The following is a 16,652-nucleotide window of genomic DNA, read 5'->3' as shown; positions in this document are numbered from 1 at the left end:
CAACCTCCCTCTCATGAATAGGCTTTATGGAATGAGTGAGAAGGGGAGAGCCAATGATTATATTGAGTTATATCATGCTTGGCATTTCATTAGCGGCGCCAATCGGACCTGTGAATGCGGCACAGATAGAGAAAGGATTACGAGGAGGGTTTTTGCATTCATGGTTTGTAGGAATTGGAGCTATGATTGCCGATCTGTTGTACATGCTTATTGTCTTTTTAGGAGTATCGCACTTTCTTGAAATTGAGGGTGTGAAAGTTTTCTTGTGGTTATTTGGCGCGTTTGTTTTAACTTATACTGGAGTTGAATCGTTTAAAACAGGCGCAAATGAAGCAAGTGGCACTAGAAATTCAATCATAAACGAAAGTCTAGCACAATCATTCTGGTCAGGCTTTCTGATTTCCGTTACTAATCCATTAACCATTCTTTTTTGGCTTGGTATTTATGGTTCAGTACTTGCAAAAACAGTCACACTTTATGAGATCAATCAAATCTGGCTCTATAGTGCAGCTATTTTTGTTGGGATTGCGGCTTGGGATATTGCAGTGGCTGTTTTATCTAGTACGGCTCGTAGGTTTGTTAATCAGAAAGCTATCAGCAGAGTCTCTATCCTTTCCGGAATTTGCTTAATTGGATTTGGCGTTTATTTTGGCTACATGGGAGTGAGTACGCTTCTGATAAACTAATCAAATGCAAAAGGAGCCTCTAAATTAGAAGCTCCCATGCCTCCTACATTTGAGGCATTTCCCCAAGAGGTGTATTAAAATATTCTGGTGGGGCAGGCATTAAGACAGGGGCTTCTCCCCATGCATAAGGGGTAGGTGAGTACGTGTACTCGCCTCTTCCATCAAAGCTTGGGCCCGATGCCCAGCGACCGGTTTTGCTTTCTTCCCCTTCAGAGAAATTAAACAGTGTATAGGCGACTTCCTCTTTTTCAAGTGAACGCGGGAAGGTTGTTGGAACAACAATATCTCCTTCACGTTCTTCGAGCTCTTTAACTGCAGCATACCATTGATTCTGATGGTAGGTGTCACGTGCAATTAAAAAAGAGAGCATGTCTCGAACACCGGGATCATCTGTCATATTATATAATCTTGTAACCTGCAAACGTCCCTGTGATTCCGCATTTAGGTTCGCACGAAAATCAGCTAATAAGTTACCACTTGAAATAATGTATTTAGCATTCCAGGGATAGCCTTCGCTATCAGCTGCCATCGCACCAAGACCTGCTACAATCGCATGCTGTGGATTGGTTCCGCCGAGTATGGCTGCAAGAGCTGGATCCATATCATACGCATTTTGCTGAACTTCAAATGGTGCGTTATCAAGCAAACGGGCAATCATCGTTGCAAACATTTCAACATGACCAATTTCTTCTGTGCCAATATCAAAGAGCAGATCTCTGTACTTGGCATCAGCACGACAATTAAAGCCTTGAAACAAATACTGCATCATGACACTGATCTCACCATATTGACCACCTAGTGCCTCTTGCAGTTTGGCAGCAAAAACAGGATCCGGTCTCATAGGCTTAGCTTCATACTGAAGTTCTTTTATATGATAAAACATAGGACACGCCCTTCCTTCGATCCTAGAAAGTGTGAATCTTTTGGTGCGCCAGTTCCATAGACAAATGCCAACCTTACAATGCTTATTAAACTAAAACGATATGTATTCATAAAAAAATGCGACCCCTCTTAGAAAAAGGGATCGCATTTTTAAGTTAACGCTGCTCTAGGCGAGCGATACGGTCATTTAAATCTGGGTGAGTGGAGAATAGTTTAGACATGCCACCCTTGTTGTTAATCTTCATTGTTTGAACAGCTGAATCATCCGTATGACCATTCTTCACGACTGCGCGATCAACGTGGCGCTGAAGAGAGCGAAGCGCATGAATCATTTTATCATTCCCGGCAAGATCTGCTCCTCCGCGGTCAGCATGGAATTCACGGTGACGAGAGTAGGCACTTACGACCATACTTCCTAGGATCGAGAACAAAATCTGAAGAATAATAATCGTTGCAAATTGAACCACAAATTGAAGTTCAGGTCGTACATAACGAGAAACGATCATTGCAATTACACGAGATAAGAACACAACAAATGTATTCACAATCCCTTGTAGAAGAGTCATTGTGACCATGTCGCCGTTTGCGACGTGAGCTACCTCGTGAGCAATAACACCTTCAACTGCGTCATCATCCATGGATTGCAGAAGTCCGGATGAAACAGCTACAAGCGAACGCTTCTTAGAAGGACCAGTTGCAAAGGCATTAACCTCTGGTGATTGGTAGATCCCAACCTCAGGCATATGCATAAGTCCCGCTGCACGGGATAGGCGATGTACTTTTTCAACAATCGCACGTTCCTCATGAGATAGTGCTTCATCAGGATTTAGTACTTTTACTTTCATCATCATCTTAGCAACCCAACGAGACATGGCAAGTGAGATGAATGATCCAGCAAAACCAATTAGTAAACTGAAGACCATTAGGCCTGCAAAATCAATTCCTAATCCGCTGTCGGTACGGAAACCATTGCCGCCAATGCCTGTGAACGTTACAATCAGTCCCCAAACAATCACAACGGTGGTCATAACCAAAATATTGGTTAACAAAAATAGTAGTAAACGCTTGCCCAAATTGACACCCCCGAAATTGTTGTATACTTCATCATACCACGTCTGACTCCCTTACATTCAAATTAGATGTCATGATTTTGTGAACCATTTTTAGTGAAGGAAATGCGATCTTCCATAGGGTATTCGCAAAACACAAGAAGTTTGTCAGATTTACCGTTCAATTTCGCGAGTGATTTCTAAATAGCATTTATCTATCACATTATCTGACAAAGTCATTGATAACTGAATATTCAACTTTTATGGTAGTACTATAAATCTAATTGAAAAAGCTGCCAGCTGGATAGGAGGATTCGATGAATGAACACCTTACCGATATGTTGCGCGCCAATTTTGAAGAAGTAGAACCCCCTTTATCAAAGCAGGAAGCCTTTGAGGAAGCAAGCAGATGCTTGTACTGCTACGATGCCCCCTGTATAACCGCATGTCCAACCGGAATTGATATCCCGACATTTATTAAAAAGATTACAACAGACAATGTACTTGGTTCAGCACGTACAATTATGGAAGCAAACCCAGTAGGTGCAAGCTGCGCGAGAGTATGTCCAACAGATGAGCTATGCGTGGGTGCGTGTGTTCTTCACGGATCAACTAAACCAATTATGATTGGAAAACTTCAACGCTACGCGACAGATTGGGCGATGCATAACGAGAAAGTATTATTTAAGGCGGGTCGTAGCAAAGGTCAATCAGTTGGCGTTGTAGGAAGTGGCCCTGCCGGACTATCAGCCGCAAGAGAATTAGCTGTGATGGGTTATGAAGTGACGATCTATGAGGCCGAAGCAGAGGCTGGTGGTTTGAATACGTATGGCATTGTGTCGTTTCGTTTGCCTAAGCGCATTTCTTATTGGGAAGTAGAGCAAGTGAAGTCAGTCGGAGTAACGATTCTTACGAACACAAAGGTCGGGAGAGATATTGAACTTAAAGAACTAAGAAATAAACATGATGCAGTGATTCTAGCGATTGGTATGGCATCCGTTCCTTTTTTACAAATTGACGGAGAGGAGCTAGAAGGCGTTTACGATGCTATTGATTTTGTGAAATCAACCAAAACCAAAGAGCTCACAGAAGATTTTGCCGGGAAGCGAGTCGTAGTCATTGGGGCAGGAAATACAGCCATTGATGGTGCTACCTGTGCCAAAAGATTGGGAGCAAGTCATGTAAAAATTTTATACAGAAGAACGGAACATGAGATGACAGCCTATGATTTTGAGTATGAATTTGCAAAACAAGATGGAATTGAATTCAGATGGTTAACAAGCCCCGCTAAGATCATCGGTGATTCGGATGGAAGAGTACATTCAATTGAATACATGGAAATGGAATTAACGGAGCCGGATATCGATGGAAGACGGAAAACGATTCCGACTGGTGGACGTCAAACAATGGCAGTTGATTTTGTCATTCGTGCAATTGGTCAAACGCGATATACCGAATGGCTTACACATGAGGGAATTGCAGTCGATCAAGGCGTCATTGAAGTGAATCAAAAACAGTATGAAACGTCGATTCCAGGACTTTTCGCATGTGGAGATGCCATTTTCAAAAATGGTTCAGGGGAGGCGATGGTTGTCACGGCTGCTGAACAAGGAAAACAAACGGCATATAGTGTGCACCGTTTTCTGTTAAACAAGCGGAAGCCGTTACGTGCAGAGGAGGTAAAGTATGGCTGATTTAACGAGTAACCTTGCAGGCATTGTATCGCCTAACCCGTTTTGGCTGGCAAGTGCCCCTCCGACCAACTCGGGTTATCAGGTGCAGCGTGCGTTTGAGGCTGGTTGGGGTGGAGCTGTATGGAAAACGCTAGGCGAACCCATTATCAATTCAACGTCAAGATTTGCTGCTGTGTCATTTAATGGCCAAAGAGTAGCAGGCTTTAACAATATCGAGTTGATCAGTGATCGTCCTCTAGATGTCAACTTACGAGAAATCGAAGAAACAAAAAAGCGGTTCCCGGATCATGCCATCATTGCGTCTTTAATGGTTGAGCCAAAGCAAGAAAAGTGGCACGAAATTGTTAAAAAGGTTGAAGCAGTAGGTGTGGATGGACTGGAGCTGAACTTTGGTTGTCCACATGGTATGGCAGAAAGAGGGATGGGTGCAGCTTCTGGGCAAGTACCAGCTCTTGTTGAAAGTCAAACCTATTGGGTGAAGGAGGTAGCGCAAACCCCCGTTATTGTTAAACTAACTCCGAACATAACAGATATTACAGCGACAGCAGAAGCGGCCGTCTCGGGTGGAGCGGACGCGATCAGCTTGATCAACACAATTAATAGTTTAGCTTCTGTGGACATTCATACATGGAACACAGTACCAAACGTAGATGGGCTAGGGACACATGGCGGTTACTGTGGTCCAGCTGTTAAACCGATTGCATTACACATGCTTGGTGAATGCGCTAGAAATGACCTGGTCACTGTACCGATCTCAGGGATTGGTGGAATTTCAAACTGGCAAAACGTTGTTGAATTTATGCTAATGGGGTCAACAACCATACAGGTATGTACAGCTGCCATGCACCATGGATTTAGAATCGTTGAAGATATGATTGATGGCTTATCTAACTACTTAGATGAAAAAGGAATTGAGTCTGTATCAGAGCTGATAGGTCGCTCTGTGCCTAAATATTCGGACTGGGGGAACGTCAATCTGAATCATCAGGTTGTTGCTCGTATTCAAACGGATACTTGTATTAACTGTAATAAGTGTCAGATTGCCTGTGAAGATACGGCTCATCAGTGTATTAGTCGCTATAAAGATGCCTCAGGCGCATCATATTTAGCAGTTAATGAAGAAGAATGTGTAGGGTGTAATCTCTGTTCCATCGTCTGTCCGGTAGAAGGAGCCATTGAGATGGTTCCAATAGCAAATGGACTTCCAACTTTATCGTGGAACGACCGGCAACATGCAATAAATACGTTACAAACGTCATCATATATGGGAGGGAAATGAATGAGTACATTAATTCAAAACGGGATTATTGTAACGGCCTCAGACACGTTTGAAGCAGATCTTTTAATCCATGAAGAACAAATTGTGGCGATTGGGACAGGGTTGCAAGAAGAAGGAGCAGAGATTATTAACGCGGAAGGGTGTTATATCTTCCCAGGAGGAGTCGATCCCCATACGCATCTAGATATGCCATTTGGAGGAACGGTTACCGCTGATGATTTTGAATCAGGCACGATCGCCGCCGCGTTTGGAGGAACAACAACCATTATTGATTTCTGTTTAACTGAAAAGAAAAAGCCTCTAACTGATGCAATCCAAACCTGGCACGACAAATCGAAGGGTAGAGCGGCTATCGACTATAGCTTTCACCTGATGATAGGAGAGGCGACTGAGGACGTGTTGGCGCAGCTACCTTCTGTCATAAACGAAGAAGGCATTTCCTCCTTTAAAGTGTTTATGGCTTACAAGGATGTGTTTCAAGCAGATGACGCAACCTTGTTCCACACACTCAAAAAGGCAAAGGAACTAGGTGCACTAGTAATGGTGCATGCAGAGAATGGTGATGTCATTGACTACTTAACAAAAGAAGCGTTAGTAAATGGCCAGACTGATCCAATCTATCATGCACTGACTAGACCGGTTGAGGCTGAAGGTGAAGCCACTGGGCGCGCCTGCCAGCTCACAGCCCTAGCTGATTCCCAGTTGTATGTTGTTCATGTTAGTTGCGAGGAGGCAGTTCGGAAAATTGAAGAAGCGCGTCGTGCAGGTGCAGACATATGGGGAGAAACATGCCCGCAGTATTTGACACTTGATATTGAAGACCTGCGAAAACCCGATTTTGAAGGCGCAAAATACGTGTGGTCACCCCCTCTCAGGGAAAAAGCACACCAAGACGTTCTGTGGAATGCCTTACGTACGGGCTCCCTGCAAACGATCGGAAGTGATCAATGCTCCTTTGACTTTAAAGGTCAAAAATCACTTGGTATGGATGACTTTACAAAGATTCCTAACGGGGGACCGATGATTGAGGATCGTATGAGCATTTTGTACTCAGAAGGCGTAGCAGAGGAACGTATTACGTTAAACCAATTTGTTGATGTCACCTCCACTCGAGCAGCCAAATTGTTTGGTTTGTATCCGAAAAAGGGGACCATCGCAGTTGGCTCTGATGCCGATCTTGTTATCTTTGATCCGTTTGCTGTGCGGACAATCTCAGCAGCGACCCACCACATGAAAGTAGATTATAACGCATTCGAAGGGAAGCAGGTAAAGGGGATTGTACGAACAGTTTTATCTAAAGGAAAGGTCATTATACAGGACCAATTGTATAAAGGAAAAGTAGGAGACGGTCAGTACATTAAACGCTCAAAATACAACGAACAACTCCGCAATCAAACCTATGTAGAGCAGGTTTAAGGGATTTTTTGATTCCATTTAAGGAAGGTGAGAGCAGGAATGGCTAAGAATGAATATTTAAAGTCTCCAGATTTGTTCCCCGTTACTGAGCAAAACCGTTCGATCAGTTCATTTGGTTTTGCCATTCTCTGGACTAGTATGGCAGTTGTTCTTGCAGCCTTTGCTATAGGCGGGGATGCCATTCAACAAATACCTCTGCATTTAGTCATCCTTGCTACACTTGTTGGATCCATTGGAATTGGAGTATGTATGACGCTAACAGGTGATATTGGAATTGAGCATGGGCTATCGTTTCCTGTTTACATGCGAGCACCATTTGGCACGATTGGCACACACATTCCCTCTATTATCAGAGGGTTTGTAGCCTCCTGTTGGTTTGGGGTAAATACATTTTTTGGAGCAACAGGAATTAATGCGATTTTATTTATCTTGTATGGAATCGATCAATGGTTCCTATGCTTCCTTGTTTTTGCCGCACTTCAGCTGTTAAACACAGCGTTTGGCATTCGAGCCATTGAAAAATTTGCAAACTTAGCGGCGCCAATTATCGTCATCATCTCTGGCTGGATGTATCTGGTGCTATCAGATCAAGCCCAGGCTGCAGGAAGAAACATATGGGGGTGGGTTGAAAATCCTGCTACAGGTACTGCGATGATTGGAGCTTTTGCAATCACTGCAATGGCTACAATGGGCTTCTGGGGAACATTAGCTGCAGATATGCCTTCCATTTCAAGGTTCATCAAGGCACCTAAACACGAACGTAACTGGTTTAAACGAAACAAAGCTCAACTGATTGGAAGTATCGTTGCGATGCCCATTGTACACACATGTATGGTCATAGTAGGAGCGGTTTCCTATATAGCTGTTTTTATTTCAAACCCAGTCGATGCATTAGTTGAAACCTCCAGCAATGTTGTGATTCTAGGAATTCTAATGCTCATGATTGCGTTGGCACAATGGTCTACGAATACGTCTTCTAACTTAATTCCAGCTGCAACGATATTCTCTAATGTAGGCGGACCAAAAGTACCTCACTGGATTGGTGTGATGATTGCAGGTTTAATCGGTATTTTGGTTCAACCATGGAATCTCTTTTCGATTATTGTCCCTGCCTTGTTAATTGTAGGTGGAATTCTAGCAGCGATTGTCGGAATACTTGTAGTTGATTACTACATCATCAGAAAGCGTCGTGTCAATGTTCCTGATCTCTATGAAGAAGGTGGTCAATATCACTATTGGAAAGGGTTAAATCTTGCGGGATTGCTCTCCTGGATGATAGGAGGAGGCATATCCTTCCTCGTACCTAGCTACTCTTACTTAGTTGGATTCGCAGTAGGGGGCTTGCTTTATTACGTGAGTGCCAAGTATTGGTGGTTTAAAAGGTATAGACAGGAGGAACTTGAGGATCCAAGCGATGAACGATTTTTAGGGTTAACTGTAGGAAGAGAATGGATTATTGACGAGGAGGGTGTAGAAGAGATTGAACAACTTGCTGAAGAGGCATAGAAGGGAGTAGGTGGAATGGCAGAGTACGGATACTTTATATCAGAAAAACAGTTAATAGATCAGTATCTTGAAGACGGGTATGACATTCTAGAAGTGAACGATGATTTAAATGGGACCAACGTTCAGTTTAAACATTCTAAGAGTGGTGAACAACAGATCATTCATATCGGAAACGCCAATTCAAGAAAGTATCTTGCAACGATGCTTTGCCTACAACTTTTAAATAGGAGGAAGGTGACATGAATCAACAAAAGCTAGCGATAAACGGTGTGCGTTTACGGCAAACGCTTGAAGACCTGGCTACATTTGGTGCGACTGAAAGACAAGGTGTAACAAGGCTTGCGCTTACAAAGGAAGATTTACAAGCAAGGAATTATGTTAAAGAGCAATGTGATGCGCTCGGAATGGTCACAACCATAGATGACTTAGGTGTAATGTATAGCAGGCTGGAAGGGAAGGACCCAGATCAACCTGCCATATATCTTGGATCACATCTTGACTCGGTAAAAAAAGGAGGACGCTTTGACGGTGTTCTAGGCGTAGTTGCTGGACTTGAGGTTGTACGCTATCTCGTAGAACAGGACATTAAACCAGAATGTGCGATTGTTGTCGTTAACTTCACGAATGAGGAAGGAGCGAGATTTGAACCTTCCATGATGGCCTCTGGAGTGATAGCTGGAAAATTCGATACAAACACAATGCTAGGTACTCCTGACTCAAACGGTGTCACCGTTCAAGAAGCATTAGAGGACATCGGTTTTGTAGGTTTAGTAGAAAATCGTTTGACTGATGGAAGGGCATTTCTAGAGCTTCATATTGAACAAGGGCCGGTTTTAGAAGCGGAATCTCTTAAAATTGGTGCAGTAGATTGTGTTGTCGGCATGAGCTGCTATGAAATTGAAATTATTGGTGAGTCCAATCATGCAGGAACAACACCTCAACAGATGAGGCGAGATGCGTTAACTGCAGCGAACGGCTGCATGACTGCACTACATGAACAGCTTGGTGCGCTTGATTCGGCCTTAGTCTATACGATGGGGAGGTTTAATGTATATCCAAACATTCATACAGTGATCCCAAATAAGGTCATCTTCTCACTTGAGGCTAGGCATCAACGTGCGGACATTCTTCAAAAAGTGGAAGATATCGTCTATGAGATCGTTAACAGACGGGAAATTGAATGCCAGCATACAGTCAAAAAGCTATGGTCAAGAGAGACAGTCTGGTTTGATCCAGAGCTTGTTCATAGAATTGAAAGAGCAGCTCAAACGCTTGAATTACCTTATAAGCGAATGGTCAGCGGTGCAGGGCATGATGCACAATTTATCTCGACTGTGATGCCTACTGCCATGATTTTTGTGCCAAGTGCGGGTGGAAAAAGCCACGACGAGGATGAATATACATCATGGGAGGAGTGTGAGAATGGAGTTAATCTGTTGCTTGAGACAGTCTTAGAGCTTTCAGGATCATGATGAGTGAAGGGAGCGTTGCTCGGATGAAATCCATGACAGGTCAAACGCATGAAGAGAAGGATCAACAATACGTGTGGCATGCAATGCATCGGTACCAACCAGATAAACAACCAATGGTTGCTGAGAGAGGAGAAGGCTCTTGGTTTTTTGATACAAAGGGTCAGCGGTACATGGACGGGGTCTCTGGACTTTGGTGTTTGAATCTAGGGCATGGTCAGTCAGAAATTATAGATGCAGCGACCAAACAAATGAGTGAGCTCGCTTATTTTCCTCTATCCCTCGGCCATAAGCCGGCGATTAAACTAGCAAAGAAGCTGGATCAGCTTTTAGGTGGATATCGTACGTTTTTTGCAAATGGCGGATCCGATGCAAATGAAACAGCCTTCAAGTTAGCAAGGCAGCATCACAAGCAGACGGGGCATCCAGAGAAATATAAGATCATCTCAAGGTATCGCGCATACCACGGGAATTCATTAGGGGCTTTAAGTGCTACTGCACAGGCCAATCGAAAAATGAAATACGACCCCATCGCACCTGGATTTCTACATGTACCACCACCCTATGCATATCGGTCAAGCTTTGGAGATCCATTAAGAGATGATGAGCTGGCAGCAGATTTTTTAGAACAAACAATTCTTTGGGAAGGACCAGAATCGGTTGCTGCTTTTATAATGGAGCCCATTATTTCAGGAGGAGGAGTCCTCTATCCGCAGACCTCGCTGTATTATGACCGGGTTAGAGAAATTTGTGACAAGTACAATGTACTGTTAATCCTAGATGAAGTTGTTTCTGGATTTGGCCGAACAGGTAGAATGTTTGGTCATCTACATGCTGAGAACTTTAAACCAGATATCATCACTCTGGCAAAAGGCTTAACAAGTGGTTACCTTCCTCTTGGAGCTACCTGTGTAAAGCGAAGTATCTATGAATCCTTTAAAGAACAGTCGGAAGATAACCATTTCAGGCATATTTCTACCTACGGAGGCCACCCTGCCTCATGCGCTGTAGCATTAAAAGCCATTGAGATTATTGAGCGAGATCATATCGTAGAAAGAGTGGAGGAGCTAGGTGATCGAATTCTAGGTAAATTAAAACAGCTAACAGAATGGCCGACGGTAGGGGATGTCCGGGGTATTGGATTTTTATATGGCATTGAACTTGTGAGCGACAAAACAACAAAGACGCCCGCCCCGGATGCAATGTTGATATCTGTAGTGGCAGCCTGTCAGGCGAAGGGACTTATTATCGGTAAAAACAGCGATACGATTCCAAACGGAAGTAATGTTCTCATATTAGCTCCGCCCCTCACATCAACAGAAGAGGACCTTGAATTTTTAGTGCGGACAGTAACAGAAGTGATACGAGAAATTGTAGAAGATGAGAGTGGAGGATAGGCCATGGGGTCTATCTTTTTTTGTGTGCGGGGCTGGATGGATGGGTGCGCGGGCCGGGAAGAAAGTGCGCGGGAATGAGGTGTGGGTGCGCGAGTCGGGGAGAAAATGCGCGGGAATGAAGGTGGGATGCGCGAGTCGGGGAGAAAGTGCGCGGGAATGAGGTGTGGGTGCGCGAGTCGGGGAGAAAATGCGCGGGAATGAAGGTGAGGTGCGCGAGTCGGGGAGAAAGTGCGCGGGAATGAGGTGTGGGTGCGCGAGTCGGGATGAAAATGCGCGGGAATGAAGGTGAGGTGAGCGAGTCGGGATGAAAATGCGCGGGAATGAAGGTGGGATGCGCGAGTCGGGATAGAAGTGCGCGGGAATGAGGTGTGGGTGCGCGAGTCGGGATGAAAATGCGCGGGAATGAAGGTGAGGTGCGCGAGTTGGGATAGAAGTGCGCGGGAATGAGGTGTGGGTGCGCGAGTCGGGATGAAAATGCGCGGGAATGAAGGTGAGGTGCGCGAGTTGGGATAGAAGTGCGCGGGAATGAAGGGAGAGTGCGCGAGCTGCGCGCCACCGCACCAATCCCTCTCCACCTCTTTTTTGTGTAAACAGTCTGAAAGTAATGATTGCTATGTATAATGGAGTAGCGTACACTATATAATTGAGAATGAATATCAGATAGTAGAAAAGGAGTCAATTATGCTACGAGCGTTTATGTCGTATTACAAACCGTATAAAGCACTGTTTGCGTTTACTCTGGCTTGTGGAATTTTAGCAGGAGCTCTTGAGCTCGCGTTTCCTCTCGCTATTAATTATGTAATAGATAATCTTCTACCTTCAGGGAATTGGCAGCTGATTTTGTGGGGTGGGGTTGGCCTGTTTGCTATGTATATCTTTAATGGGGGCTTTCATTATGTGGTCACCTATTGGGGGCATAAGCTTGGGATTAATATTGAGACAGATATGAGAAGGGATTTGTTTTCTCACATTCAAAATCAATCGGTTCAGTATTTTGATAATACAAAAACGGGTCATCTGATGTCTCGACTGACAAATGATTTAATGGACATTGGAGAGATCGCTCACCATGGTCCTGAGGAGCTTGCTATTTCCATCATGACACTACTTGGTGCGTTTGGAATCATGTTGACAATCAATTGGAAGCTTGCTATTTTAACGTTTGTACTTGTGCCATTTTTAATTTTATTTACGTATTATTTTGGTAAAAAGATGTCAGTGGCTATGACGATGTTATTCGGAAGTATTGCTGATTTTAACTCGCGTGTAGAAAACAATGTAACCGGAATTCGTGTTGTAAAAGCATTTGTTAATGAAAAGCATGAAATGGATAAATTCCAAACAAATAATAATCATTTCCGTTTCTCGAAGCTTGAATCTTATAAAATTATGGCAAAGCACACAGCTTTTAGCCAAATCTTAATGAAGTTTCTTTTAATCTTTGTTTTGCTTTGTGGTACATGGTTTGTGATCCAGGGTGAGTTAACGTATGGAGAGTTTGTTGCGTTTGTACTACTTGCTAATGTAATGATTGGACCAATTCAAAAGCTTAATGCGGTCATGGAGATGTATCCAAAGGGAATTGCAGGATTTAGACGTTATCTTGACCTTCTTAACATGAAGCCTGAGCAGGAGGACCGTCCTGATGCGATTCATGTGGATCAAGTGAAGGGAGAGATTACGTACAAGGATGTTGTGTTTGGGTATGAGAACAAAGACAAGGTTCTTAATGGAGTGAATTTCTCGATAAAAGCAGGAGAAACCGTTGCGCTTGTTGGTCCATCGGGAGCAGGGAAAACAACGATTACGAGTTTACTCCCTCGTTTCTATGAAATAGAAGGTGGAGAGATTCTGATTGATCATACGTCAATCCACGATCTCACGATGGCGTCACTCAGGGAGCAAATTGGTGTGGTTCAGCAGGATGTGTTCTTGTTTGATGCATCCATTCGTGAAAACATCGCTTACGGTAAGCTTGGTGCGACAGATGAAGAGATTTGGAAAGCAGCTGAGCAAGCTCAAATGACGAAGATTATTCAATCGCTTCCTGAGGGCTTGGATACGTTAATTGGCGAACGAGGCGTGAAGCTATCTGGTGGTCAAAAGCAGCGCCTTTCCATTGCACGCATGTTCTTAAAGAATCCTGCCATCTTAATTTTGGATGAGGCGACGTCTGCACTAGATACAGAGACCGAATCCGCAATCCAGCAGGCACTAGCCGAGCTATCTGTTGGTCGCACAACGATCGTGATTGCGCACCGACTTGCAACGATTAAGGAAGCCGACCGCATTTTTGTGGTCACTGAAAACGGGATAGAAGAAGAAGGGACGCACCAGGAGCTACTTCAGCAAAAAGGGACGTACAGCCGACTTCACCAGGCTCAGTTTGATTTTGATTACGCAGGGGCGTAAGTGGAACATGGGGCAAGCCATTCTTTGCGGATGAGCTTGCCCCTTTCTATTTTCATACATACATCTTATGGGAGGACACCAGTGAAGAAATGTAGAATGATCATTATGAGTTTACTTGCTACGATTTGTTTAACAGCCTGTAGTGAGGGAGAGTTGTTTGAATTACTGGATGGATTATTTGATGAAACGGCAACTAGTGCAGCTGATGCTCCAAGAGACATTAGAAATTCAGTTGCTCCGTTAGTCGATGGCGAGGCGTCCGTAACGATTTTTGACGTTGGCCAGGGGGACAGTGCACTTGTTCAATCGGATGAGGCGACTATTTTAATTGATACAGGTAGACATGACAGTGATGCTATCTTTGATCATCTTGCCGCTGAGGAGATCGAACACATTGATCTACTTGTCCTGACTCATCCACATGCAGATCATATTGGAAATGCAGATGAGATCGTTCGAATGTACGATCCTCAAACCGTTTGGATTGATGGAAACGAAACAACATCTCAAGTATTTGAACGATTGGTGGATTCTCTGTTAGAAAGTGATGCAGAGGTCATCGAACCGATTGCTGGTGAATCGTATGAGCAGGGAGATTTTCAAATACATATCTTACATCCATCAGAGGAGCTTACAGGTGATTTAAATAATGATTCTGTATCCCTTAAGCTTACATATGGTGAGGTTTCGTTTCTTTTCACTGGTGATGCAGAAAGAGCTGGAGAGCAAGAAATGGTTGATACAGGGTTGGATCTACAAAGTGAGGTATTGATCATGGGACATCACGGATCAAACACGTCAAGCCATGACTTTTTTCTTGAAGAAGTGCAGCCGGACATCGCCATTTATTCAGCCGGAGAGAATAATAGCTATGGTCACCCAGGAGAATCTGCCATCAGACGGGTAGAAAAAGTAGGAGCGGACATCTACGGTACAATGGAGAACGGTACGGTCAACGTTCGGACGGATGGACAAACGGTACGAGTAGAAACTGAATTTTAATGACGGCCACTCCAAATGAAGGGAGCATGTTATGTTGGAAAAAGCAGTTCTTGATCGTTTTGAAGATCAAAGCATCGCCGTGTTGTTAGTGGGGAGTGAAGAGAAAGAATTCCATTTAAAGCGAGATCTCCTTCCGAGCGAGGCAAAGGAAGGAAGTCTTTTGCTCGTTAAGTGTGAGGATCATGAAATCAAATCCGTTCAATTAGACGAGAGTGCAACACACGCACAAACAAAGCGGATTCGAGGCAAGATGGCACAATTACGAGAGCAAAAAAAGATGAAAAGGAAGAATAATGGAGACTAGGCACATGCCTGGTCTCTTTTTCATTCCCTAAACCCTCTTTCCTGAATAAGATAAACGATCATCTTAAACGCGAGGGAGGGTCGCACATGGTAGAGTTGTACGTTATCTTCTGTATCGGGTTTGTCGCCTATCGTCTAGGGTGGCTTGGCACAGGGAGTCGGCCTGTGCTCACCAACCTGCTTTTGTATGTGACATTGCCTTCTTTAATTATTTCTTCACTCCATGTTCCATTTGACCGGAGTGTAGGTGTGGGGATAGGTGTGCTTATTCTCCTGTCTGTTTATTTTCTAGCTACTACGGCGATTTATGTGAGACTCATGTCCAAGTGGCTACGGTTAGGGAGTGAGACGGCGGGCGTGTTTCAGAACCTGTTGTTATTTGGCAATCAAGGGTTTATTGGAGTTGCGATGGTGACCCAGCTGCTTGGACCGGACTATTTATTTTTAGCCATGGTGTTTAATCTGGTGTATTTTATTTTCATTTGGACCTATGGCATTTGGTTGATGAAGCAAACGGCAGACCGCTCTCGTGTACTTGGCCTTTGGAAAAATCCAGGGCTGCTGGCTACACTGATCGGTTTGTGTTTTTTCTTTTTACCTATTTCTCTCCCGCCTTTTATACTTCATGCTGTTTCCAATATAGGACAGATGACAGTCCCGCTTTCCATGCTTGTGATTGGGTGTTTCACGGCATCGATCCCCATTGGTGAATGGACGCAGTATATGCGTTCGAAGCTTACTTGGCTGATCGTTGTCTTAAGACTCATTGTTTTACCTTTGCTCTTTATGATTCCTGTCTTATTTCTAGGATTGCCTTTTGAATGGATAGCAGTAGCGCTGGTTTTATCAGCTACTCCTTGTGCTCCGACGATTTGTTTATTTGCTGAGACCTATGGCGGTGATACAAAGCTTGCTACGGTTTCGGTGTTACTTACAACTCTTGCCGCTTCGGGGACGGTCATTCTATTACTTAAACTGGTTCGTCTATTGGAGCCTCTATTGGTCTAGTCTCCACTCCTTCACTTTTTCTCGTTGCTCCTCTGGCCACCATGCGCCACATTGATCTGATACCATACATGCAGCACACTTCTTGAGATCATAAACAATCATATCTTTAATAGGTGGGGAGTACAGGTGTAGTGTAACGAGCGTTTCTTCTTTTGCACGCATCTTGTGTACCCCATATTTTGGGGCAAAGAATATGGTCCCGTGTTGCTCCAGCCGTGAAAAGTAGGCTTCGGGCAGTTCTCCTATATCTACTCTGTACACGGTGTTAATCGTTGATCCTGTCATGATCTGAATCCAACCGGAGGAGTGTCCATGATCGTGAGGAGCACAAGAGAGGTCAGACCAATTCATGAGAAGCAGTTCCACTTCATCATTTTGAAATAAAAGCTTACGGTAATAAGGCTTGTAGGGATCCATTTGTAAAAAGGGCTTGAGATCGTGCATGGTTGTATTTAAGGAAATGAGGGCTCCCCTCAGCTCTTCCTTTGTAGGGGAGGTTAGCTGCTTCAGCCCTTGTTCAATTCTTTGAAGGTAATCCATGGAAACCTC

The 16,652-nt window shown here is 44.0% G+C and carries 14 protein-coding genes and 1 pseudogene; 12 read left to right on the top strand and 3 right to left on the bottom strand.

The window, feature by feature from the left end:
* Positions 1–31 precede the first annotated feature (31 nt).
* Positions 32–686 (top strand): annotated as a pseudogene (locus NSQ54_18820) (LysE family transporter).
* 43 nt (positions 687–729) lie between these two features.
* On the opposite strand, the gene NSQ54_18815 reads toward NSQ54_18820, so the two are convergent.
* A complete protein-coding gene (locus NSQ54_18815; GenBank protein WYP26354.1) occupies positions 730–1,569 on the bottom strand; it encodes a manganese catalase family protein in 840 nt (279 codons plus the stop codon).
* Between the two features lie 154 nt (positions 1,570–1,723).
* Positions 1,724–2,641 (bottom strand): protease HtpX, encoded by a 918-nt coding sequence (gene htpX / locus NSQ54_18810; GenBank protein WYP26353.1) that lies wholly within the window; start codon positions 2,639–2,641, stop codon positions 1,724–1,726.
* A 293-nt stretch (positions 2,642–2,934) separates the two neighbouring features.
* On the opposite strand from htpX, the gene NSQ54_18805 reads away from it, so the two are divergent.
* The 11 genes from NSQ54_18805 to NSQ54_18755 all read left to right on the top strand — a co-directional run bounded on the left by NSQ54_18805 (position 2,935) and on the right by NSQ54_18755 (position 16,103).
* Positions 2,935–4,311: an NAD(P)-dependent oxidoreductase gene (locus NSQ54_18805; GenBank protein ID WYP26352.1), complete on the top strand. Its 1,377-nt coding sequence runs from the start codon at positions 2,935–2,937 to the stop codon at positions 4,309–4,311.
* Positions 4,304–5,590: an NAD-dependent dihydropyrimidine dehydrogenase subunit PreA gene (preA, locus tag NSQ54_18800; protein WYP26351.1), complete on the top strand. Its 1,287-nt coding sequence runs from the start codon at positions 4,304–4,306 to the stop codon at positions 5,588–5,590. Before NSQ54_18805 ends, preA begins: the two co-directional genes overlap by 8 nt.
* On the top strand, positions 5,591–7,006 hold the full coding sequence (gene hydA / locus NSQ54_18795) for a dihydropyrimidinase (GenBank protein ID WYP26350.1): 1,416 nt from the start codon (positions 5,591–5,593) through the stop codon (positions 7,004–7,006). It abuts the gene before it with no gap.
* A gap of 39 nt (positions 7,007–7,045) precedes the next feature.
* Positions 7,046–8,512 (top strand): NCS1 family transporter, encoded by a 1,467-nt coding sequence (locus NSQ54_18790; protein ID WYP26349.1) that lies wholly within the window; start codon positions 7,046–7,048, stop codon positions 8,510–8,512.
* A gap of 15 nt (positions 8,513–8,527) precedes the next feature.
* A complete protein-coding gene (locus NSQ54_18785) occupies positions 8,528–8,755 on the top strand; it encodes a hypothetical protein (protein ID WYP26348.1) in 228 nt (75 codons plus the stop codon).
* The gene (locus tag NSQ54_18780; protein ID WYP26347.1) at positions 8,752–9,984 is read left to right on the top strand and encodes a Zn-dependent hydrolase; all 1,233 of its coding nucleotides are present in this window, start codon (positions 8,752–8,754) and stop codon (positions 9,982–9,984) included. The genes NSQ54_18785 and NSQ54_18780 overlap by 4 nt, the downstream gene beginning before the upstream one ends.
* A gap of 23 nt (positions 9,985–10,007) precedes the next feature.
* A complete protein-coding gene (locus tag NSQ54_18775; GenBank protein WYP26346.1) occupies positions 10,008–11,378 on the top strand; it encodes an aminotransferase in 1,371 nt (456 codons plus the stop codon).
* Between the two features lie 681 nt (positions 11,379–12,059).
* A complete protein-coding gene (locus NSQ54_18770; protein ID WYP26345.1) occupies positions 12,060–13,790 on the top strand; it encodes an ABC transporter ATP-binding protein in 1,731 nt (576 codons plus the stop codon).
* Between the two features lie 81 nt (positions 13,791–13,871).
* On the top strand, positions 13,872–14,792 hold the full coding sequence (locus NSQ54_18765; GenBank protein WYP26344.1) for a ComEC/Rec2 family competence protein: 921 nt from the start codon (positions 13,872–13,874) through the stop codon (positions 14,790–14,792).
* A gap of 34 nt (positions 14,793–14,826) precedes the next feature.
* Positions 14,827–15,096, top strand: a complete 270-nt coding sequence (locus NSQ54_18760; GenBank protein ID WYP26343.1) for a DUF3006 domain-containing protein — start codon at positions 14,827–14,829, stop codon at positions 15,094–15,096.
* An 86-nt stretch (positions 15,097–15,182) separates the two neighbouring features.
* On the top strand, positions 15,183–16,103 hold the full coding sequence (locus NSQ54_18755) for an AEC family transporter (protein WYP26342.1): 921 nt from the start codon (positions 15,183–15,185) through the stop codon (positions 16,101–16,103).
* Here NSQ54_18755 and NSQ54_18750 read toward each other — a convergent pair.
* Positions 16,092–16,643, bottom strand: a complete 552-nt coding sequence (locus tag NSQ54_18750) for a cysteine dioxygenase family protein (protein WYP26341.1) — start codon at positions 16,641–16,643, stop codon at positions 16,092–16,094. The two genes, NSQ54_18755 and NSQ54_18750, sit on opposite strands and share 12 nt — an antisense overlap.
* Between the last annotated feature and the right edge of the window lie 9 nt (positions 16,644–16,652).

The sequence above is a fragment of the Alkalihalobacillus sp. FSL W8-0930 genome (assembly GCA_037965595.1).
Lineage (GTDB): Bacteria > Bacillota > Bacilli > Bacillales > Bacillaceae_D > Alkalicoccobacillus.
The sequence above is the reverse complement of the archived record's forward strand: the minus strand, read 5'-3'. Positions and strand labels throughout refer to the sequence as shown.

Coding starts and splice junctions, on each gene's coding strand:
- NSQ54_18750 (WYP26341.1), bottom strand. CDS start 16,643: ATGGATTACCTTCAAAGAATTGAACAAGGGCTGAAGCAGCTAACCTCC.
- NSQ54_18815 (WYP26354.1), bottom strand. CDS start 1,569: ATGTTTTATCATATAAAAGAACTTCAGTATGAAGCTAAGCCTATGAGA.
- NSQ54_18775 (WYP26346.1), top strand. CDS start 10,008: ATGAAATCCATGACAGGTCAAACGCATGAAGAGAAGGATCAACAATAC.
- NSQ54_18755 (WYP26342.1), top strand. CDS start 15,183: ATGGTAGAGTTGTACGTTATCTTCTGTATCGGGTTTGTCGCCTATCGT.
- NSQ54_18790 (WYP26349.1), top strand. CDS start 7,046: ATGGCTAAGAATGAATATTTAAAGTCTCCAGATTTGTTCCCCGTTACT.
- preA (WYP26351.1), top strand. CDS start 4,304: ATGGCTGATTTAACGAGTAACCTTGCAGGCATTGTATCGCCTAACCCG.
- NSQ54_18805 (WYP26352.1), top strand. CDS start 2,935: ATGAATGAACACCTTACCGATATGTTGCGCGCCAATTTTGAAGAAGTA.
- NSQ54_18780 (WYP26347.1), top strand. CDS start 8,752: ATGAATCAACAAAAGCTAGCGATAAACGGTGTGCGTTTACGGCAAACG.
- NSQ54_18785 (WYP26348.1), top strand. CDS start 8,528: ATGGCAGAGTACGGATACTTTATATCAGAAAAACAGTTAATAGATCAG.
- NSQ54_18770 (WYP26345.1), top strand. CDS start 12,060: ATGCTACGAGCGTTTATGTCGTATTACAAACCGTATAAAGCACTGTTT.
- hydA (WYP26350.1), top strand. CDS start 5,591: ATGAGTACATTAATTCAAAACGGGATTATTGTAACGGCCTCAGACACG.